Origin of the sequence: Pseudomonas sp. LJDD11 (assembly GCF_024584215.1) — a bacterium.
In the GTDB taxonomy this organism is placed as follows: Bacteria; Pseudomonadota; Gammaproteobacteria; order Pseudomonadales; family Pseudomonadaceae; genus Aquipseudomonas.
On sequence record NZ_JANJFL010000001.1, the window covers coordinates 532,848 to 552,940 of the forward strand.

At 62.1% G+C, this 20,093-nt stretch carries 15 protein-coding genes; 12 read left to right on the top strand and 3 right to left on the bottom strand.

Annotated features, from left to right (window positions below):
* The first annotated feature begins 41 nt into the window (after nucleotides 1-41).
* From NRB16_RS02400 to NRB16_RS02415, 4 genes are read left to right on the top strand one after another with little or no spacing between them, the layout of a single operon-like run.
* Nucleotides 42-2,183 (top strand): TonB-dependent siderophore receptor, encoded by a 2,142-nt coding sequence (locus tag NRB16_RS02400; RefSeq protein WP_257105384.1) that lies wholly within the window; start codon nucleotides 42-44, stop codon nucleotides 2,181-2,183.
* A 50-nt stretch (nucleotides 2,184-2,233) separates the two neighbouring features.
* Complete coding sequence (locus NRB16_RS02405) at nucleotides 2,234-3,004, top strand: ABC transporter ATP-binding protein (RefSeq protein ID WP_045492312.1); 771 nt, start codon at nucleotides 2,234-2,236, stop codon at nucleotides 3,002-3,004.
* Nucleotides 3,001-3,963 carry an ABC transporter substrate-binding protein gene (locus tag NRB16_RS02410; protein ID WP_373568420.1) on the top strand — a complete coding sequence of 321 codons (963 nt, stop codon included), beginning with the start codon at nucleotides 3,001-3,003 and terminating at the stop codon, nucleotides 3,961-3,963. The genes NRB16_RS02405 and NRB16_RS02410 overlap by 4 nt, the downstream gene beginning before the upstream one ends.
* A complete protein-coding gene (locus NRB16_RS02415; RefSeq protein WP_257105385.1) occupies nucleotides 3,960-4,982 on the top strand; it encodes an iron ABC transporter permease in 1,023 nt (340 codons plus the stop codon). Before NRB16_RS02410 ends, NRB16_RS02415 begins: the two co-directional genes overlap by 4 nt.
* A 146-nt stretch (nucleotides 4,983-5,128) precedes the next feature.
* On the opposite strand, the gene NRB16_RS02420 is transcribed toward NRB16_RS02415, so the two are convergent.
* From NRB16_RS02420 to NRB16_RS02430, 3 genes are all read right to left on the bottom strand, one after another.
* Nucleotides 5,129-5,797 carry an OmpA family protein gene (locus NRB16_RS02420; protein WP_045492308.1) on the bottom strand — a complete coding sequence of 223 codons (669 nt, stop codon included), beginning with the start codon at nucleotides 5,795-5,797 and terminating at the stop codon, nucleotides 5,129-5,131.
* 4 nt (nucleotides 5,798-5,801) lie between these two features.
* Nucleotides 5,802-7,157, bottom strand: a complete 1,356-nt coding sequence (locus NRB16_RS02425; protein ID WP_052483528.1) for a hypothetical protein — start codon at nucleotides 7,155-7,157, stop codon at nucleotides 5,802-5,804.
* A gap of 224 nt (nucleotides 7,158-7,381) precedes the next feature.
* A complete protein-coding gene (locus tag NRB16_RS02430; protein ID WP_045492306.1) occupies nucleotides 7,382-8,683 on the bottom strand; it encodes an Nramp family divalent metal transporter in 1,302 nt (433 codons plus the stop codon).
* A gap of 511 nt (nucleotides 8,684-9,194) precedes the next feature.
* On the opposite strand from NRB16_RS02430, the gene tssA reads away from it, so the two are divergent.
* Genes tssA through NRB16_RS02470 form a run of 8 tightly spaced genes read left to right on the top strand, consistent with a single transcriptional unit; the run spans nucleotide 9,195 to nucleotide 20,084 of the window.
* Entirely contained in the window at nucleotides 9,195-10,808 is a 1,614-nt protein-coding gene (tssA, locus tag NRB16_RS02435) for a type VI secretion system protein TssA (RefSeq protein WP_257105386.1), read from the top strand.
* Nucleotides 10,787-11,293, top strand: a complete 507-nt coding sequence (tssB, locus tag NRB16_RS02440; protein ID WP_257105387.1) for a type VI secretion system contractile sheath small subunit — start codon at nucleotides 10,787-10,789, stop codon at nucleotides 11,291-11,293. Before tssA ends, tssB begins: the two co-directional genes overlap by 22 nt.
* 25 nt (nucleotides 11,294-11,318) lie before the next feature.
* Nucleotides 11,319-12,803: a type VI secretion system contractile sheath large subunit gene (gene tssC, locus NRB16_RS02445; RefSeq protein ID WP_253115954.1), complete on the top strand. Its 1,485-nt coding sequence runs from the start codon at nucleotides 11,319-11,321 to the stop codon at nucleotides 12,801-12,803.
* Nucleotides 12,800-13,210, top strand: a complete 411-nt coding sequence (gene tssE, locus NRB16_RS02450; RefSeq protein WP_253142470.1) for a type VI secretion system baseplate subunit TssE — start codon at nucleotides 12,800-12,802, stop codon at nucleotides 13,208-13,210. Before tssC ends, tssE begins: the two co-directional genes overlap by 4 nt.
* 19 nt (nucleotides 13,211-13,229) lie before the next feature.
* A complete protein-coding gene (tssF, locus tag NRB16_RS02455) occupies nucleotides 13,230-15,017 on the top strand; it encodes a type VI secretion system baseplate subunit TssF (protein ID WP_045492296.1) in 1,788 nt (595 codons plus the stop codon).
* Nucleotides 14,981-15,988, top strand: coding sequence for a type VI secretion system baseplate subunit TssG (tssG, locus tag NRB16_RS02460; protein WP_257105388.1), 1,008 nt, complete (start codon nucleotides 14,981-14,983; stop codon nucleotides 15,986-15,988). The genes tssF and tssG overlap by 37 nt, the downstream gene beginning before the upstream one ends.
* Before the next feature lie 15 nt (nucleotides 15,989-16,003).
* Nucleotides 16,004-18,568, top strand: coding sequence for a type VI secretion system ATPase TssH (gene tssH / locus NRB16_RS02465; protein ID WP_257105389.1), 2,565 nt, complete (start codon nucleotides 16,004-16,006; stop codon nucleotides 18,566-18,568).
* A 1-nt stretch (nucleotide 18,569) separates the two neighbouring features.
* Nucleotides 18,570-20,084, top strand: coding sequence for a sigma-54-dependent Fis family transcriptional regulator (locus NRB16_RS02470; RefSeq protein ID WP_257105390.1), 1,515 nt, complete (start codon nucleotides 18,570-18,572; stop codon nucleotides 20,082-20,084).
* Nucleotides 20,085-20,093: the final 9 nt, after the last annotated feature.

Below are 20,093 nucleotides of genomic sequence, written 5' to 3' on the forward strand. Positions count from 1 at the left end.
TTCCCCTCCGGGTTCATCTTTCCTCATCGAGTTGGAATAGCATGTCCCGTTTTTCTCCTTTGCAGCTCAGTCTGCTGCCGCTGCTGGCACTTTCGCCTATCGTCGTTTCTCCTGTGGCCCTGGCCGAGCAACCCGGCAGCCTGGCGTTGCCTGCGACCACGGTCAACGACCTGGCCGACCAGCCAGCCAGCACCCTGAGCACGCCGCTGCCGACCGCTTCGCGGCTCAACCTGACGCCACTGCAAACGCCGGCCAGCGTTACCCGGATCGACAGCGCCGCGATCGAGCAGCGTAACAATCAGAGTGTCCAGGACGCAGTGACCCGCGCACCGGGTATCACCAGCATTGCCGCACCGGGCAATGGCAACACCGCGCTGTCGGCGCGCGGTTTTAGCGGGCACGAATCGGTGATGACCCTGTTCGACGGTTCGCGGCTGTACACCGGCATGGGCACCCAGACCTTTCCGGTGGACACCTGGATGGTCGAGCACATCGATGTACTGCGCGGCCCGGCGTCGGTGCTGTATGGCGAAGGCGCCACCGGTGCAACGGTGAACATCGTGCCGAAGAAACCGTTCGAAGGCGAAATTCGCAACCGCCTGCGCCTGGGTTATGGCTCGTACGATCGTCAGCAGGCGGCGCTGGACAGTGGCGGCTCGTTGAGCGACAGCCTGAGCTATCGCCTGACCCTCAACCAGCAACAGAGCAATGGCTGGGTCGATCACGGCGATTCGCGCAGCAATGCGCTAAGCCTGGCCGTGCGCTGGCAGGCCAGCGATGACCTGAGCTTTACCCTGGCCCATGATCGCGGCAACAGCGAGCCTTCGTCGTACTTCGGCACGCCATTGATCGACGGCCACTACCGCGACAGCCTGCGCGACGAGAACTACAACCTGCGTAACGCCGTGCAGCGTTACGACGATCAATGGACACGCCTGACCACCGACTGGACGCTCAGCGACTCAATCAGCGCCAGCAATCAGCTGTACTACATCAAGAGCCGCCGTCACTGGCGCAATGCTGAAATCTACAGCTGGGACAGTACACGCGGCCAACTGCTGCGCGGCGACTACCTGGAAATCAAGCACGACCAGGAACAGATCGGCGACCGCCAGAGCTTTACTTTCAAGCACTCGCTGTTCGGCCTGGACAGCCAGACCGTGGTGGGCGCCGAGTACAACAAGATCCGCTTTGAGCTCGATAACAACTCGCCGTACAACGATGTTGGCGGCGACTACATCGACCCATGGCAAGCGGCTGACGGCTATTTCCAGAGCAACTCGCCGTTCCGGCCGCTGGCCAACACCGTCACCCACACCTTCGCCCTGTTTGCCGAAAACCGCCTGCAACTGTCCGAGCGCTGGTCGCTGGTCACCGGCATCCGCCGCGACCAGAACCACATCAATCGCGACGACATGCGCGCCGGCACCCGCAGCGACCGTAGCCTGGATGGCGGCAACTGGCGTGCCGGGCTGGTGTTCGCAGTCACCGACCAACTGTCGTTGTACGGCCAGTACTCGACCAGTGAGGACGGCATCAGCAACCTGATCAGCCTCAACCCGACCCAGCAGCAGATGGACCTGACCGAGGCGAAACAGACTGAGTTCGGCCTCAAGCAGCAGTTCTGGGACGGGCAGGGTGAATGGACCCTGGCGGCCTACCACATCGTCAAGAAGAAGCTGTTGTCGGTCGATCCGCTGACCCGCCTCAGCCAGCAGGTCGGCCAGCAGACCTCCAATGGCCTGGAAGCCAGCCTCGACCTGAGCCTGGCGCAGGGCTGGCAGGTCTCGGCCAACGCCTCGGTGGTACGCGCCAGATACGATGATTTTGACGAAGTCTCCAACGGCCAGAGCGTATCGCGGGCTGGCAACCGTCCCACCGACGTGCCACGGCGCAGCGCCAACCTGTGGCTGAACAAGGCTGTCAGTGACGATGTGGACGCCGGGATCGGTCTGCGCTACGTCGACGCCCGTTATGGCAATACCGCCAATACCACTCAGGTGCCGGGCTACACGGTGGTGGATGCCAACCTTGGCTGGCAGATATTGTCGGACGTGCGTCTGGGGCTGCAACTGTATAACCTGCTGGATCGCCGCTACGTGGTGACCGGGCAGAACAGCGGTCAGCAATGGCTGATGGGCCAGCCTCGCTCGTTGTTTGTCAGTGCTGACTACCGTTTCTGACCGCCATTGGCGCTGGTGGCCCACCGCCGGCGCCCCGACTGGAATCCTTTATGGCGCATCTGAACATCCAGCAACTTGAATGGGCGCGCGCCGCAGGCTTCGCCTTGCACGACATTGACCTGCAGGTCGGTGAGCACGAGTTCGTCGGCCTGATCGGTCCCAACGGCAGCGGCAAGACCAGCCTGTTGCGCTGCGCCTGGCGCTTCAGCCAGCCGGATGCCGGCCAGGTGCTGCTTGACGGCCAGAATCTCTGGCAGCAGACCCAGCGCTGGAGCGCCCGGCGCATCGCGGTGATGCAGCAGGAGTTCCCGGAGGATTTCGGCCTCAGCGTGCAGGATGTGGTGGCCATGGGGCGAGCGCCGCACAAAGGCTTGTTACAGGGTGACAACGTCGAGGACCTGGCGCTGATCGACCAGGCCCTGCAACGCAGCGGCATGCAGCTGCATGCAACGCGCACCTTTGCCAGCCTGTCCGGTGGTGAAAAGCAGCGGGTGCTGCTGGCCCGCGCGCTGGTGCAACAGCCACAACTGCTGATTCTCGACGAGCCGACCAACCACCTCGACCCACGCTATCAACTGGAGCTGCTGCAGTTGCTGCGCCGCCTGCGGCTCAGCACCCTGGCCAGCTTTCATGACCTGAACCTGGCCGCAGCCTTCTGTGATCGCCTCTACGTGCTGCATGACGGCCAACTGGCGGCCAGCGGCACGCCTGCGCAAGTGCTGACCCCGCAATTGCTGCGCGAAGTGTTCGGTGTCCAAGCCCTGGTCGACAGTCACCCGCTGGCTGACCACCCGCGTATTACCTGGATAACCCAAGCATGATCCGTATCCTGTTGTTACTTACCCTGGCCGTCAGCCATGCGGCTCAGGCCAGTGAATACCCGTTGACCGTGCGCAGTTGCGAGCGCGAGGTCACCTTCGAGCGCGCGCCGCAGCGTGCCGTCAGTCATGACGTGAACATGACCGACATGCTGCTGGCACTGGGCCTGCGAGAGCGGATGGTCGGCTACACCGGCATCAGCGGCTGGAAAACCCTCGACCCGTCGCTGCGCGAGCAGCTCGCTGGGCTGCCCGAACTGGCCGCCCGTTACCCGTCGCCGGAGAACCTGCTCGAAGCGGGTGCCGACCTGTTCTTTGCTGGCTGGAATTACGGCATGCGCATCAACGGCCCGGTCACCCCGCAAAGCCTGGCGCCGTTTGGTATCCCGGTTTATGAACTCAGCGAATCCTGCTCGTTTGTCATGCAGCAGCGCGAGGCTCGCTTCGAAGACCTGTACCGCGACCTGAGCAACCTGGGGAAAATCTTTTCCGTCCAAGACCGCGCGCAACAATTGATCGGGCAGATGCAACAGCGCCTGCAACAGGTCCATCAGCGTGTGGCCGCGCAAGCACAGCGGCCACGGGTGTTTCTCTACGACAGCGGTGAAGACCGGCCACTGACCTCCGGACGACTGGGCATGCCGCAAGCGCTGATCGACAGCGCCGGTGGCCACAATGTCATGGATGAGCTGGCCGCCAGCTGGACCAGCGTCAACTGGGAAAGCGTGGTGGAGCGCGATCCACAACTGATCGTCATCGTTGATTACGGCCCCATCGGTTGGCAGGCCAAACGCGACTTCCTGCTGCGTCACCCGGCGCTGCAAAGTGTCGAGGCGATTCGCAAACAGCGTTTTGTCGTGCTCAGCTACCTGCAAGCCACGCCTTCACTGCACAACGCCGAAGCGGTAGAGAAACTCGCCGCCGCGCTGTATCCGCAGCAGTTCAGCCAGAGCACGCAGTGAAGCCGGTAATCGGACGGATTGCCTATCGTGCCCTGATTCTCGGGCTGCTGGCGCTGCTCACGCTGTCTTGCGTACTGGCGCTTGGTTTCGGTTCGGCCAGCCTGTCGCCGACCCAGGTCGGCGGCATCGTCCTGGATCAACTGGGCTTTTCGGTAAACGGCAACTGGAGCCAGGGACAACAGCAGATCGTCTGGCTGATTCGCGCTCCACGGGTATTGCTCGGCGCGCTGGTCGGCGCCGGGCTGGCGATGGTCGGCAGTGCCCTGCAAGCGGTCACCCGCAACCCGCTGGCCGACCCGCATCTGTTGGGCGTCAGCTCCGGCGCGGCGTTAGGGGCGGTGGTGGTGGTGATGTATCTGGGACGCTTTGCCGGTGACCTGAGCCTGCCACTGGCCGCTTTTATCGGCGCGCTGGGCAGCATGCTGCTGGTGCTGAACCTGGCCAACCGCCAAGGCCGGCTGGCCAGCGACCGGTTGCTGCTGGCCGGGGTGGCGGTGTCGTTTGTCTTGATGGCGCTGGTCAATCTGTTGCTGTACATCGGCGACCCGCACGCGGCCGGTTCGGTGATGTTCTGGATGCTCGGCGGCCTGGGCCTGGCACGTTGGGAGCTGCTGGCGGTACCGGCGATATGCGTCCTGGCGGGGTTTGTGCTTCTGTTGACCCTCGCCCGGCCGCTCAATGCCCTGATGAGCGGTGAACAAACCGCAGTCAGTCTCGGCTACGACACACGCAAAGTGCGCTGGCAGGTATTTGTCTGCTGCTCGTTACTGACCGGTGTGCTGGTCTCGCAAGCCGGCGCGATCGGCTTCGTCGGTCTGATGCTGCCGCACCTGGCGCGCTACCTGGTCGGTGCCGAACACCGCCGGCTGATTCCCGTCAGTGCCTTGCTGGGCGCCTTGTTTTTGGTCTGGGTCGACGTCGCCGCACGCACATTGATCGCCCCCCAAGACCTGCCGATCGGCATCGCCACCGCAGCGTTGGGCGGCATATTTTTCGTGGTGTTATTGCGCAGGGGCTAAAGCCTGCCGGTGTTCCGGTTGCCAACGAAGACGGCGGCGCGTTCACGGCAGATGTAGTGTTGTTACTGGCCTTCTCGTCGGAGTGCCGTCCAGACCAAGGTCACTCCCATCGGGGGTATACAGTACCTAAGTGACCAGTGTTGCGGTTAAAACCGCTCCTGCGACGCCGCAGCCAATTGCGGCACCATCAGCAACTGAATCTCCACCCGCCGATTGAGCGGGCTGGCCGGATCGATCCCCGGCCTGGGCCGCGAATCACCATAACCGGCCACCACTACCCGCAACGCCTGGCCGGCATCAAGTGCGGCCACCAGACGCTTGCGCGCCTCCCTGGCACGCGCCGCCGAAAGCGTGAAGTTATCGTCATACACCGTACAAAACCGCCGGATATCCGTCACCGCCCGACTCACCGGCACGTTATCGGTATGTCCCTCAACCTGCACCTGCGCCTGGGCATTGTCCTGCATAAAGCGTGCGATCCGCGTGCCCAGCCGGACCAGCACCGCCTCAGTGGCCGGTGTCACACAGGCACTGCCACGGGCAAACGCATCATCGGGCAGCGTCAGACGTCGGCTGGCCAGATCAATATCCACCAACGCAGACTGACCGTGCTGGGCCAGATCGGCTTGCAATTGAGTCAGCAGATTATCCAGCCCCTTGCTGCGCGCAGCTTCCTGCAACTGCCGTTCAGCCCGGCTGGCGGCCTCGGCGGCCTTGTTCTGCAGCACCGAGACCACCAGCATCAGCATGATCACCGCCATCACCCCGGCCATCAGGTCGGAGATGGACACCCACTCGTTGGGTTTGTCTTTCATGCTGTTATGCAAACTCAGTGGATTCAGGATGTTTGGGGGTGCGCCGGGCCACAGGCTTGTTCAGTTCGGCAAGCATCTGCCCGGCTGACTCGGTCGCCGCATGCAGGGTCGTGTGCACGCTGGCGATGCCTTCCAGTGTGGATTCCAGATGGGTTTCCTGGGCGACGCTGGAGGTGTTGAGGGCATCGAGCCGCTGAGTGATTTCCCGGGTGCCGTGCAGCAGCGCATCGAGTTGCCGGGCGACCGACTCACCGCGCTGATCGAGGCTGGCCAACGACAGGTTACTCTCGCGTACTTGGTTGATGAATTCGGTCACCTGCGTGAGCAGGTGATCGTCGCGCTCCTGAGCCAGGTCAATCAATCGGGCATTGAAGATCTTCAGCTCGCTCAGTTGCCCGGCACTGGACTCGGCACGTTGATCGAGGCTGTCCAGCCACAGGTTGCCTTTCTCGTTCAGCGCAGCGAGGTTCGCCAGTTGCCTGGCTTGCTCGGCATAGTGCTGCCGGGTTTGTTCAGTGTGGCGCAGTTGTTCGAGCTTGAGCCCGTCAAGTTGTCCGAAACCGGTCTCGATGCGTTGATCGAGGCTGGTCAGCAGACGATTGCTGACACTGGCGAGGGTAATCAGTCGTTTATTCAGCGACTCGGACTGCTCGCGGGTTTCGCTGGCCAGGGTCGCTTGCAAATTCATCAGCTTGGCGAAGGCGTCGGTCAGCAACGCCGATTGCTGGTTCATGGTCTGCACCAGGCGCTCGCCAACCCGCTCTTGTGTGTCGCGGCTTTGCAGGTCGCGGCGTTCGTTGTCGGCGCGCTGGTCGCGGCGGCTCAGCTCCATTTCCAGCTTCATCTGCCGCACGCACCAATCAACCCGGCGGCTATCGGCCGACCAGCGCGATGCTTCCCAGAGTTTCAAAACGATGAACGCAATGATGCCCCAGGTGGAGGTTTTGAACTTCGAACCGAGGTCTTTCATCATGCCGGTCAGTTGCGCCAGCGAATCACTCATGGCATTGAGCGAATCACCGCTGCCTTGCAACACGCCGGAAGCCTTGTCCAGCGCCATGCCCAGGCCGAGAAAGGTGCCCAGCAAGCCAAAAATCAGCAGCAGGCCTGGCATGTTGGCGACGATGCGTTCGGGCAATGACGCCAGGGCGTGGCTAAGTTCGCTGATCGAGCCGTGCTCAAGATCCAGTGCGCCTTGCTGTGCTCCGCCGGTCCAGTTGTGTTGCCAGGTCTGCTCGCGGCCGAAAAACTCCGCGGCCACCAGTGAAACCAGCATGCTGCCGATGATCAGGGTAAAGAAGGTCAGTTCCAACCCGCTGTCAGCAGACGGTAGCAAAAAATGCAGAAAATCCCCGCTCATACGCCCACCTCAGCGGTGCGCAGATCAACGGGTGGGGTGTGTTCGGGATGAAACGGGAGAGTGTGCAACTGCACTGCAGAGGTCCTTGTCCGCGTGAACAAACCCGGCCTGGGTAGCCGGGAGTCAGTCATGACTGATAAGGCGCTATCGGCTGGCGGACGCCAATCTTTAGCCGCCGCGTGGCAAGTGGCGGCGCGGTGGTAACCGGCCGCCTTTAGCCAGTGTCAGCCAAACACCTCGCCACCCAGCTGGAAGGCAACCCAGATTGCCAGTCCGGTGGCAAAGCCCAGCGCGATGTTCTCGAACCAGTTGTTACGGTATTGCTTGTCGAGCAGCGACTTCTGGTTGGACATGATCAACAGGCCCAGCGAGATGATCGGCAGGCCGACGATGTTCAGCGCGTTGACGCCCAGGGTCAGGGTCACGAAGTCCGGCATGCCGGGCAGCGACCAGACGATCGGGGTCACCAGGATGAACAGCATGAACCACTTGTGCATCGGGTCCTGATGAAATTCCTTGCCGTACTTTTCACGGCGCTCAGGACGGATGTGCTGGAATGCGTCGGTGATCAGCATCGGAAAGGCCGTGGTCTTGCCCGCAATGCTGGCAAACAAGGTGGCGAACACCCCGACGAAGAACACATACCAGCCTGCCGGGCCGAAGAACATTTCCAGTGCTTTGCCCAGATCGCCCAGCGTGCTGACCTGCAGGCCATTAGGACGCAGGATCTCCACGCCAACGACCCAGATCGCCAGGTTAATCACAATACCGACGATGACCGCGAACAACAGGTCGTTGCGCTGCATGCGCTTGTGCTCCGGCCCCGTCCAGCCTTTTTCGCGCATTACGTACGGATGCACGAAGTTGGCGATGGAGCCGGCCACCGCACCAATTACCGAAACCGCCACCAGCACGGCGCCATGCACGCCCTGGTCTGGTGGAATGCTGAAGCCGATGGTGCCCTTGAGAATGCCGCCCAGATCGGGGCCGGACATCACGGCCAGCGCCAGGAAGGCCAGGGTCATGATTGCCAGCAGGACTTTCATCACGCCTTCAATCAGGCTGTAGACGTTGCGCCCGACCAGCAACCAGACCGCGATAATTACGGCCACCGAGCACAGCAATGGCTGGTTGATATTGAGCAACATCGCCAATGCCTCACCGGCCCCTTTGATCATGTAGGCATTGATCAGATGGCCCATGAGCAAGGCATAACCCAGCATGAACCAGGCAAACAGGGGATGCAGTTGGGCGTAGCCCTCAAGGATGGTCATGCCCTGGTTATTGCAGAGCTGGAAGCGCGCAATGATGTTGACGATCAGAAAACGCAACAGCAGCGACACCGCGAGTACCCACATCATGGCGTAGCCGTAGTTGGCGCCCGCGACCGATGAAGTGATCAGATCGCCAGCACCCAGCCAGGACAACACGGCGATGATGCCTGGCCCCAGTAGTTTGGTCATGCGTTTGAGTAGCGGTTGTGCAGCGTCGGCGGATTTGGCTGTGACAGATCGACTGTTCGCCATGGTGAAAGTCTCCGATTGTTATTGTAGTGGGACGAGATGCAGTCAAGCACAACATAGGATGTCGTACAACTTGGCAAGTTCCCATGGTGCCTTGAAGCGGTGCTTTTTAGTGGGTGATGAACACGCAGAGGCTTGTGCTTCAAGGGCTTCTACAGAGCCTGCGGCCCTGTACCGTTGGTCGGTTATACGATCAGCGAAGAAAGAGATGGGCTTTTGCCATCTCGCTCTGATCACGACTTTAGTGATGATTTGAAAAGCAATTTATTTATTGTTTCAACTTGTTTTGCCGTGCTGTTTTCGGTCTTTTAATGCCGTATATGCGGTGTCTTAGAGTGGGCTAGATAAGTGTTTCCAGTGTTTATTGATGCGAGTTGTTTGCAGGTTGAGCCATGGTTTAAATATTTAACAACATCCTAAAATACTCGCTAACCCTTGTTTTGGCTGGTTTTTTATTCACGGGTATATTCTCGGCTGCATTGTGCTTAACCGCACTTTTGCTGCCGGAATGCCAATGCCTTATCGCGCAAAGTTGTGCCTTGTTTATCTGGAAATTGCCGAGCTCGCCATCAGCGAACGTAGTTTCGTGGGCGAAGACGTGCGTTTCTGCGCCGAGTTCGAAGCGCTGGAGCAGGAAATTGCCAAGGCGCAGTCGCTGCACGCCGGGCAACGAGTCGACTGGCTGCTGGTCCTGGAGCGCAGCGAAGCATTATTGCGCAACCAGTCCAAAGACTTGCGGGTGGCGGTCTGGTTGACCTGGGCCTTGTACCAGCGCGAATCCTTTGTCGGCCTGCTGGCCGGGATAGGCATGTTTGAGCAGCTCTGTAGCCGCCACTGGGCGAGCGTGCATCCCCTCAAACCGCGGACCCGCTGTGCAGCCATCAACTGGCTGTTGAACCGCCTCGACCCGTTGCTGGGAGACAAGATCGCAGTGGGCGAACAGCTTGAGCTGTTCCGCCGTTTACTGACCTTGCTCGAAGCACTTGATCGGCTGTTCAGCGAGCAACTCGGTACTGCCGCGCCGCTGCTGTTACCGCTGTGTCGGCGTCTGGCGGCAATGATTCAGCGTGCGCAAGACAACCGTCCGGCCGTCGGTGTGGTCGAGGCGGTGACCACCCAGGTCCGTCAGGCCGCCAGCCAGTGGCTGGCACCAAGCGCCGAGGTCAGCAGCCACAAGCAGGCGCAGCAGTCCCTGCGCAACCTGCAAGAGCAGGCCGGGCCACTGTGCCGCTGGTGGTTGCAGAGCAAGGCTTGCGATTTTCGCGCCGTACATCTGAGCCGCAGCCTGTTGTGGCTGCCGGTGCAGACACTGCCAGAGCGTAACGGCGAGGTCACCGCAGTACGCGGCCTGGCCGCTGAGCAGCTCGCCGATTATCACAAGCGCTTCGCCGACGGAGGCTACGCCGATCTGTTGATTGACCTGGAGCACAGCCTGAGCCAGGCGCCGTTCTGGATCGACGGGCAGCGCATGGTCTGGCAGTGCCTTGAGCAACTGAACGCCGATCTTGCGATGCGCGCCGTCGAATTGCATCTGGCTTTGCTGTTGCAGCGCTTACCCGCGTTGGCGCAGTTGCGCTTTCAAGACGGCAGGCCATTTGTCGACCCGGCCACCAGCCTCTGGATCACCCAATACGTCGCTGTCCATCTGCAACAGGCGCCCCTTGCGACAGTCGTCGAACCCGCCGAAGCAGACCTGCGACCGGCCTGGGAGCCGGCCCTGGAAACGGCCGTGGCACGACTGGCCAAGGACGGCCTGAAGGTCGCCGGGCAGCCGCTCAAGGCCGGGCTGACCGGCGCGACCTGTGGCCGCGAGCGATTTTTCTGGCAGTTGAGCCTGGCCCGGCTGTGTTTCGCCGCGCAGCAGTATGAGTTGGCGCGCATTCAGCTCGAGGGTCTCGACCAGCTTTTGCTACAGGCTCAGCAGGCCGGTTGGGAGCCACAACTGCAACTTCAGGTCCTGCACTTGCTGCACAACTGCTGCGAGCGCTTGCCGCAGAACAACGCCGTGCGCGAGCGCAAGGAAGAGATTTTTCGCAGGCTGTGCCACCTCGATCCCGAGGTGGTGCTCGAACAGGCCCAAGGGCCGCAAACCCCAGGAGAAACAGCATGGCCAAAGACGCCTCGGTAGCCCCCAAGGAACGCATCAACATCACCTTCAAACCTGCCACCGGAGGTGCTCAGGAAGAGCTCGAACTGCCGCTCAAACTGCTGGCCCTGGGCGATTACACCTGTCGCCCTGACCCACGCAAGCTTGAAGAGCGCAAACCCATCTCCATCGACAAGCACAACTTTGACGAGGTGCTGGCCAAGCAGGAGCTGTGTCTTAACCTCAGCGTGGCTAACCGCCTGCAGGATGACCAGGCCACCGATGAACTGGCACTGAGCCTGAGCGTGCGCTCGATGAACGACTTCAACCCCGCCAGCCTGGTCGACCAGGTGCCGCAGTTGCGCAAGCTGATGGACTTGCGCGATGCGCTGGTCGCGCTCAAGGGGCCGCTGGGCAATGCGCCGGCGTTCCGCAAGGCCATTGAAGATGTGCTGAGCGACGAACCTTCGCGCAACCGCGTGCTGCAAGAACTGGGTATCAGCCCTGAAACCTCGCCCGCCCAGTAAGCCAATTGCCAAGGAAAGCCGCTAGATGAATACCCAGACTGCAACCCGTAACCCGTCCGGTGACCAGCACGACAGCCTGCTGGACAGCATCATCGCCCAGACCCGCCTGAATCCCGAAGACGAAGCCTGGGGTATTGCCCGGCGCGGCGTGTCGGCGTTCATCGCCGAACTGCTTAAACCGCACAACAGCGCCGAGCCGGTGAAGAAAGCCCTGGCCGACCGGATGATCGCCGAGATCGATGCGCGGCTCAGCCAGCAAGTCGACCAGATTCTCCACCACCCCGATTTTCAGGCACTGGAGTCAGCCTGGCGCGGCCTCAAGCTGCTGGTCGAGCGCACGGACTTTCGCGAGAACATCAAGATCGAAATCCTCAATGTCTCGCGCCAGGACCTGCTGGAAGACTTCGAAGACTCTGCCGAGGTGATGCAGTCGGGCTTGTACAAGCACGTGTACACCGCCGAATACGGGCAGTTCGGTGGCCAGCCGGTGGCGGCAATGATTGCCAACTACTATCTGTCGCCCAGCGCCCCGGATATCAAACTGATGCAGTACGTGGCCAGTGTGGCCTGCATGGCCCATGCGCCGTTCATTGCTGCCACCGGTCCCGGGTTTTTCGGCCTGGAAAGTTTTACCGGCCTGCCCGACCTCAAGGACCTGCGTGATCACTTTGAAGGGCCGCAGTTCGCCAAATGGCAGAGCCTGCGCCAGTCCGAAGATGCCCGTTACCTTGGCCTTACCCTGCCGCGCTTTCTGCTGCGCAACCCTTACGATCCGGAAGAAAACCCGGTCAAGTCGTTCGTCTACCGCGAAACCGTCGCCGCGAGCCACGAGCACTATCTGTGGGGCAACACGGCGTATGCCTTCGCCACCCGGCTGACCGACAGCTTTGCGCGGTTTCGCTGGTGCCCGAACATCATCGGCCCGCAGAGCGGCGGCGCAGTAGAAGACTTGCCGCTGCACCATTTCCAGAGCATGGGCGAAATCGAGACCAAGATCCCCACGGAAGTGCTGGTCTCCGACCGTCGTGAATTCGAGCTGGCCGAGGAGGGCTTCATCGCTCTGACCATGCGCAAGGGCAGCGATAACGCGGCGTTCTTTTCTGCCAGTTCGGTGCAGAAGCCCAAGTTCTTCGGCAACAGCGCCGAGGGCAAGAACGCTGAGCTGAACTACAAGCTGGGCACGCAACTGCCGTACATGATGATCGTCAACCGGCTGGCGCATTACCTCAAGGTGCTGCAGCGCGAGCAGCTTGGATCATGGAAAGAGCGTTCCGATCTTGAGCTGGAACTCAACAAGTGGATTCGCCAGTACATCGCCGACCAGGAAAACCCCGGTGCCGAAGTCCGTGGCCGGCGCCCGCTGCGTGCCGCGCAGATCAGCGTCAGTGACGTCGAGGGCGAGCCGGGCTGGTATCGGGTGAGCCTCAACGTGCGCCCGCATTTCAAATACATGGGCGCTGATTTCACCTTGTCGCTGGTCGGCAAACTGGACAAGGACGTCAGCCAGTGACCGGTTACGGCAGCCTGTTCGAACGCCTGGGGGGCGAGGCCGCCCGGCGCTGCGGCATGAGTCATGAGGCGGCGGTAACAGACTCGGTGGCCAGCCATCTGCAACGCATGCTCGGCACCCGTGCCGGCAGCGTGCAGATTCGCGCTGACTACGGGCTGCCGGACCTCAATAACCTGCACTTGAGCCTGTACGACGCGCTGAGCCAGGCGCGCGCAGCCATCGAAGCGTTTATCACGGCCCATGAGCCACGGCTGGCAGAGGTCAGGGTCATCCCGCTGCCAGCTCAGGGTGACCCGCTGCGCCTGGCCTTTGCGCTCGAGGCGCTACTGGTCGCGGCCGGCGTAAGGCGCCCGCTGCGGTGGCAGGTGCGGCTCCAGGCTGGTGGTCAGGTGTGCGTCGAATCATGAACTGCCCAGGTGACTGACCTTGTCTTTCGATCATTTCTACCAGAGTGAGCTCAGTGCCTTGCGCCAGCTGGGCCGGCGCTTTGCCGAGCGCAGTCCGGCGCTGGCGCCCTGGCTGGGGCAACCGGGCAGTGACCCGGACGTTGAGCGGCTGCTTGAAGGCTTTGCCTTTCTCACCGGGCGGCTGCGGCACAAGCTTGACGACGAACTGCCCGAGCTTACCCATTCGCTGATCCACCTGTTGTGGCCCAACTACATGCGGCCGTTGCCGGCGTTCAGCATCGTGCAGTTCGAAGCGCTGGCGCAGGCCGGCCCCGGTCAATTGGTGGCCCGCGATACAGAGCTGGAAAGCCGTGAGGTGGAGGGCGTGCGTTGCCGTTTTCGCACCTGCTACGCCACCCGGTTACACGCTCTGCAAACCAGCGGCCTGGAGTTTTCGGTAAAGGGGGAGGGCGCGTTGCTCAGCTTGCACCTGAGCATGACCGCTGACGGTCACCTTGGCCAATTGCAACTGGCTAACCTGCGTCTGCACCTGGCGGGCGAGCGCTACATCAGCCAGATGCTGTACCTGAGCCTGCTGCGTCATCTGGATGAGCTGTGCCTGGTGCCGCTGGATCTGCACGGCAAACCGGCTTGTGACGTCAATGGCAGCCCGCTGAGTTTCAAGCTGTCTGCCGACTGCGTCCAGCCGGTAGGCTTTGCAGAGGACCAGGCGTTGATTCCCTATCCTCTGAACACCTTTCGCGGCTACCGCTTCTTGCAGGAGTACTTTGCCTTTGAGGACAAGTTTCTGTTTGTCGATATCAATGGCCTCGACGTGCTGGGCAGCCTGCCGGAACAGACCCTGAAAAACCTGCGCGGCCTGGAACTGCGCATGGATATCCGCAGCAAGGCGATCGAGCACCTGCGTCCGACCCTGGACAACATCAAGCTCTATTGCACCCCCATCGTCAACCTGTTTTGCCAGGACGCGTTGCCGATCCGTTTCGACCAGCGTCAGGACGAATACCTGTTGTTGCCCGGCAGCCGAGGCTCGGCAACGTGCGGTGTGTATTCGGTCGACTCGGTGACGGGCTGGAACAGTGGCGGGCTGGATTACCGGACCTACGTGCCGTTCGAGTCCTTCGAACATGATCCGAGTTTTGACGTTGCCCAAGGCCGGCCACATTACAGCCTGCGCCAGCGGCCATCGGCGCTGCACGAGGGGCTGGAGACCTGGTTGAGTTTTGCAGTGGCTGGTCGGGGCGGCGATGAAACCGTATCCGTGCAACTGACCTGCACCAACCAGAACCTGCCACGCCAGCTCAAGGTCGGTGAGATTGACCAGCCTTGCGAGAACAGCCCGGGTTTCATCCGCTTTCGCAACATCGTCCCGGCCACCGCCAGTCATGCGCCGCCGTTGAGCCGTGGATTTCTCTGGAAGCTGATCAGCAACATGTCGCTCAACTACCTGTCGCTGGCCAACGTCGAGGCGCTCAAAGTCATCCTGCAAACCTATGACTGGCCGCGTTACCACGACCCGCATGCCGAGAAAGTCAGCCGTCGTCGGCTCGATGGCTTGCAGGCGGTGCGCCATGAAGCGGTCGACCGGATGCACGGCGCTCTGCCGCTGCGTGGCCTGCGCACCGAACTGAGCATCGACGCGCGTCACTACATCGCAGATGGCGACCTGTATCTGTTCGGCTCGGTACTCAATGAGTTTTTCGCGCTCTACGCCAGCCTCAATTCCTTTCACGAGCTGCAAGTCAGCACCACACAGGGAGACGTGTATCAATGGACGCCACGCATGGGTCAGCAGCCCCTGCTCTGAGCGGGCTGTGCAGCGTAATCCGCGAGTACTCGCTGTTTCAGGCGGTACGCCAGATCATTACCCGGCTGGCTGAGCAACACCCTGAACTGGACGACGATGAGCTTTACGAGCTGCTGGAGTTCCAGGCCAACCCGAGCCTGGGGTTTCCGGTCAGTGACGTGGAGCGGGTCGAGTTTTTTACCGAGCATGGCCGGTTACGTGCCCGCCTGCGCCTGAACCTGCTCGGCCTGTGTGGTTCTGCCTCACCGTTACCGGCCTTCTATGCCGAGCAGGCACTGCGCGACGGCTGCGAGGGTGAGCGAACCCGGCTGTTTCTCGATCTTTTCCACCATCGTTTGCAGCGGCTGCTGCTGCCGGTATGGACCAAATACCGATACCACGCCAGCTTCAGGAGTGGGGCCGATGACCGCTTTTCGCAGCGGCTGTTTGCGCTGATCGGCCTGGGCGGCGAGACGATTCGCCAGTCTCGGCACCTGAACTGGAAGCGCCTGCTGCCCTATCTGGGGCTGCTCAGCCTGCGCGCCCATTCGGCGGCGTTGATCGAGGCGGTATTGCGCTACTACTTCAAGCATCCGCTTTTGCACATCGAGCAGTGTGTCGAGCGCCGGGTCACGGTGCACCAGCAGCAACGCAACCGTTTGGGGGCAGACAATTGCCGCCTGGGCAACGACCTGATTGTCGGCCATCGGGTGCGCGATGGTGGCGGCAAATTCCGCATTCATGTCTGCCAGCTCGACTGGCAAGGCTTCCACGACTTTCTACCGATCGGCAGTGGCTTTGCGCCGCTGTGCGCGCTGGTGCGTTTCACGCTGCGTGACCCGCTCGACTACGACATCCGCCTGCAACTGCGCCACGAGCAGATTCGTGAATTGCGCATTGGCGAGCAGAACCCCTGCCGGCTGGGCTGGACCAGCTGGCTGGGCGCTGACCAGGCGGATGGTCTGGTCACGCTGGGCAACCGGACTCACTAAAGGACCTCTTGAAGCATGATCAACCTGGACCTGCAAAAACTCATTCAGGCAGTCGATGCCCCAACCCGCGCCGACCTGCAAACCTGCGCCGAGCGCTGTGTCAGCCGTGGCGCCAGTCAGTTGTTGGTCGACGACCTGCTGTTGTGTCTGCTTGAGCGCCCACAGGGCCTGCTTGAGCGCGGTTTGCGCGATGCCGGTGTCGACGCTGGCCGGTTGCAGGCTGTGCTGCAACCGCGCCCAGGCCAGAGCACCTCGCGCCATCCGACGTTTGCCCCGGAGCTGGTGCAATGGCTGCAGCAAGCGCTGTTGGTGGCCAATCTGGATCTGGGCCGGGCCTGCATCGACCAGGCGGCACTGTTACTGGCGCTGCTGGGCAACCCGCTGGCGCACGCCGGTCAGGGCTATCAGCCATTGCTGGCGTCACTCAATCTCGAACGACTCAAGGCGGCCGCGCAAGCCGACAGCCAGCACGCTGTGCTGGCGGCCAGTAGCGAAGCACTGTTACCGCGCTTTACCCATGATCTAACCGGTCAGGCATTGGAGGGCCGACTTGACCCGGTGCTGTGCCGGGATGCCGAAATCAGTCAGTTGATCGACATTCTGCTGCGGCGGCGCAAGAACAATCCGATTGTGGTCGGTGAGGCTGGCGTCGGTAAAAGCGCCTTGATCGAAGGCCTGGCGCTACGCATCAGCGCCGGTGAAGTGCCGCCGGCGCTGCAAGGCGTTCGCGTGCTGGCGCTGGATCTGGGGCTGTTGCAGGCCGGGGCGAGCATCAAGGGCGAGTTCGAGCGGCGCTTGCAGGGCGTGATCGAGGAGGCCCGCGCAGCCACTCCAGCGGTGATCATATTCATTGACGAAGCCCACACCCTGATCGGTGCCGGTAACCAGGCCGGAAGCAGCGATGCCGCCAACCTGCTCAAACCGGCCCTGGCCCGCGGTGAGCTGCGTACCATTGCGGCCACCACCTGGTCGGAATACAAAAAATACTTCGAGAAAGACCCGGCCCTGGCCAGACGTTTTCAGCCTGTGCAGGTGCACGAACCCAGCGTGGCTGAGGCGTTGACGATCCTGCGTGGGCTGGCGCCTGCCTATGAACACAGCCACGGTGTTTACATCCGCGACGATGCGCTGGTGGCCGCTGCCGAACTTTCAGCACGTTACCTGGCAGGCCGACAACTGCCGGACAAAGCCGTGGATGTGCTGGACACCGCCTGTGCCAGAGTTCGCATCAGTCTGGTCGCGGCGCCAGCGGAGCTGGAGCGGCTACGTGATGAGCATGCCCAACAACTGCGCCAACTTCAGGCGCTGCGCCGCGATCAGGACGCCGGACTCACCGTGGCGGCGCAGGCCATGGCCCGGCTGCAAGACCGGTTGGTGCATACCGAACAACAGCTCCCGGCGCTGGAAGCCGACTGGCATCGGCAGCGCGAGTTGGCCGAGCGCTTGCCTGAGCTGCGTCAGCAACTCAGTGAGGTCCGAGCGGCCGGCCAGGATGACGGCGTGGCACTGAGTGAGCTGCTGCAAACCCGCGCAGCCCTGGCCGACGCCCATGCGCAGCAGCGCCTGGCCAGTTGTGAAGTTTGCCCACGGTTGGTCGCGCAAGTGATCAGTGCCTGGACCGGTGTGCCGGTAGAACAACTGGCTCGCGAACACAATGCTCGGGTCGCAGGCTTTGCCCAAGACTTGCAGGCGCGGATCAGAGGCCAGGACCAGGCGGTACAGATTCTTGATCAAGCAGTGCGTACGGTTGCTGCCGGGCTCAATCGCCCCGATGCGCCGGTAGGGGTATTTCTGTTGGTCGGCCCCAGCGGCGTGGGCAAGACCGAGACGGCGCGAGTGCTGGCCCAATTGCTGTATGGCGGTGAGGGTTTTCTGACCACGCTGAACATGTCGGAGTTTCAGGAAAAGCACAGCGTGGCCCGGCTGATCGGTGCACCGCCGGGCTACATCGGCTATGGCGAGGGCGGCATGCTCACCGAGGCGGTACGCCGGCGGCCCTATTCGGTGGTGCTGCTCGACGAAGTCGAAAAGGCCGATCCGGATGTGCTCAACCTGTTTTACCAGATCTTCGATAAAGGCATTGCCAACGATGGCGAGGGCCGCGAGATCGACTTTCGCAACACCTTGATCCTGCTGACCTCCAACCTTGCCAGCGAGCAAATCGAAGCGCTGTGTGCCGAGGGTGCGCGTCCCGGGCCAGGGTTATTGGTCGAGCAGATTCGCCCCGCGCTTAGTCGCCATTTCAAGCCGGCGTTGCTGGCGCGGATGCGTGTGGTGCCTTACTACCCGGTGGGTGCTGCCGTGCTGGGCGAACTGGTCGGCCTGAAACTGCAACAGCTGGGGCAACGCCTGCGCCAGCGTCAGCTGGAGTTCAGCTACAGCCCTGAATTGGTGGTGCAACTGGCGCAGCGCTGCCAGCAGGATCCCAGTGGGGCGCGGCTGATCGACCCTCTGTTCGACCAGCAACTGATGCCGGTTCTGGTCGATCGCCTGCTGGCCGCCATGGCCAGTGGCGAAACCCTTGAGCGGGTCCATGCCGGTCTCGCCAGCGATGGTCACGTGGCTTGGGAGTTCTCCTGAAATGCCGCTTCTGAGCTTCGATGAGCAAACCACTGAGCTGTTGCGCCAGTGCGTGACCCTGGCCAGCGCCGGGCATGAGACTCTACTGCACGATTTTGTGCGCATTCTCAGTGACATCACCGGCTGCGAACTGGCTCAGGTCTACCTGCTCGACAGCACAGGCGTGAGGCTGCATCTGGATGCAGAACATCACGTTGCCGCGTCTGTGGCTGACGACGCTGTGGTGCACGGCACCGCGCAGCCGGCGCTGGACTACCGCGACTGCCCGCTGTTGCATTTCACTTTGCGTCAGGGTGAGCCGCTGTACCTGAACCCGATCATTGCGGTATTGCATGACATCAGCTTCCTGCCGGAGTGCAGCTGGCGGACCTTGTTATGTGTGCCGCTGGCCGATGTAGCCGGGCAGGTCAAAGGGCTGATGCTATGCGCCAGTAGCCGCCAGCGACCACTGCATGGCGCGGCCGGGGTGCTGGCGCAGTTGGGCACGCTGATGCTTGCCCGCAAGGCCGACCACGCAGCGCTTGAGCCGTCCGGCGTGGCGGGGCCGACTCACTCGCCGGTGGCGCCGGCTGACGGCTATGGCCTGATCGGCGACAGCCTGGCGATCAGCCAGACCCGGCAGATGATCGGCAAGGTTCTGCGTAGCGATTGCACCGTATTACTCAATGGCGAGACTGGCACCGGCAAGGAAGTCGTGGCGCGGGCGATCCATCATTACGGAGAGCGTCGGGCCGGTGCGTTCGTGGTGCAGAACTGTGCGGCCTGCCCGGAAGGTCTGCTGGAAAGCGAGTTGTTCGGCTATCGCAAAGGCGCGTTTACCGGTGCGTTGCGCGACCGCCCCGGCCTGTTCGATACCGCGTGCGGCGGTACGCTGTTGCTCGATGAGATTGGTGACATGCCATTGAGCTTGCAGGCCAAGCTGCTCAGGGTCTTGCAGGAAGGCGAGATTCGCCCGCTGGGTTGTAACCAGCCGCACCGGATCGACGTGCGGGTGATCGCTGCGACCCATCGCGACCTGCGGGCGCTGGTCAAGGCCGGAGCCTTTCGTGAGGACCTGTATTACCGGCTTGCACAATTTCCTATCGAGTTGCCAGCCCTGCGTCATCGCCAGGGTGATGTGGCGACCCTGGCTCGCCATTTTGCCGCGCTGGCGGTTGCCAAGCGCCAAGGCACGGTGCGCTGGTCAGAAGCGGCCCTGGATTACCTCAATGGTTACGGCTTTCCCGGCAATGTCCGGGAGCTCAAAGGCCTGGTCGAGCGCGCTGTACTGCTCAGTGAGGGCCGCCAGTTGCGCCTTGAGCATTTCATCGGCCCGCCCGGCGTCTTGCCGGCGTCAGGCAGCGGCGATCTTCGCCAGCGTCTGGAGCGGGTCGAGCGTGCCCTGGTGATCGAAAGCCTGCACAACAACGGTGGCAATCGCACCCAGACGGCCCGCGAGCTTGGCATGGCCCGGCGCACGCTGCTGTACCGCCTGCAACGACTCAACATCCGCTGCGAACTTCCCGCTGATTGCTGAGCTGAACCT

What these genes read in the sequence shown, in the direction of transcription:
- NRB16_RS02430 (WP_045492306.1), bottom strand. Translation starts at nt 8,683, where the DNA reads ATGGCGAACAGTCGATCTGTCACAGCCAAATCCGCCGACGCTGCACAA.
- tssB (WP_257105387.1), top strand. Translation starts at nt 10,787, where the DNA reads ATGGCCAAAGACGCCTCGGTAGCCCCCAAGGAACGCATCAACATCACC.
- tssA (WP_257105386.1), top strand. Translation starts at nt 9,195, where the DNA reads ATGCCTTATCGCGCAAAGTTGTGCCTTGTTTATCTGGAAATTGCCGAG.
- NRB16_RS02405 (WP_045492312.1), top strand. Translation starts at nt 2,234, where the DNA reads ATGGCGCATCTGAACATCCAGCAACTTGAATGGGCGCGCGCCGCAGGC.
- NRB16_RS02425 (WP_052483528.1), bottom strand. Translation starts at nt 7,157, where the DNA reads ATGAGCGGGGATTTTCTGCATTTTTTGCTACCGTCTGCTGACAGCGGG.
- NRB16_RS02400 (WP_257105384.1), top strand. Translation starts at nt 42, where the DNA reads ATGTCCCGTTTTTCTCCTTTGCAGCTCAGTCTGCTGCCGCTGCTGGCA.
- tssG (WP_257105388.1), top strand. Translation starts at nt 14,981, where the DNA reads ATGGACGCCACGCATGGGTCAGCAGCCCCTGCTCTGAGCGGGCTGTGC.
- tssH (WP_257105389.1), top strand. Translation starts at nt 16,004, where the DNA reads ATGATCAACCTGGACCTGCAAAAACTCATTCAGGCAGTCGATGCCCCA.
- NRB16_RS02470 (WP_257105390.1), top strand. Translation starts at nt 18,570, where the DNA reads ATGCCGCTTCTGAGCTTCGATGAGCAAACCACTGAGCTGTTGCGCCAG.
- NRB16_RS02410 (WP_373568420.1), top strand. Translation starts at nt 3,001, where the DNA reads ATGATCCGTATCCTGTTGTTACTTACCCTGGCCGTCAGCCATGCGGCT.
- NRB16_RS02420 (WP_045492308.1), bottom strand. Translation starts at nt 5,797, where the DNA reads ATGAAAGACAAACCCAACGAGTGGGTGTCCATCTCCGACCTGATGGCC.
- tssC (WP_253115954.1), top strand. Translation starts at nt 11,319, where the DNA reads ATGAATACCCAGACTGCAACCCGTAACCCGTCCGGTGACCAGCACGAC.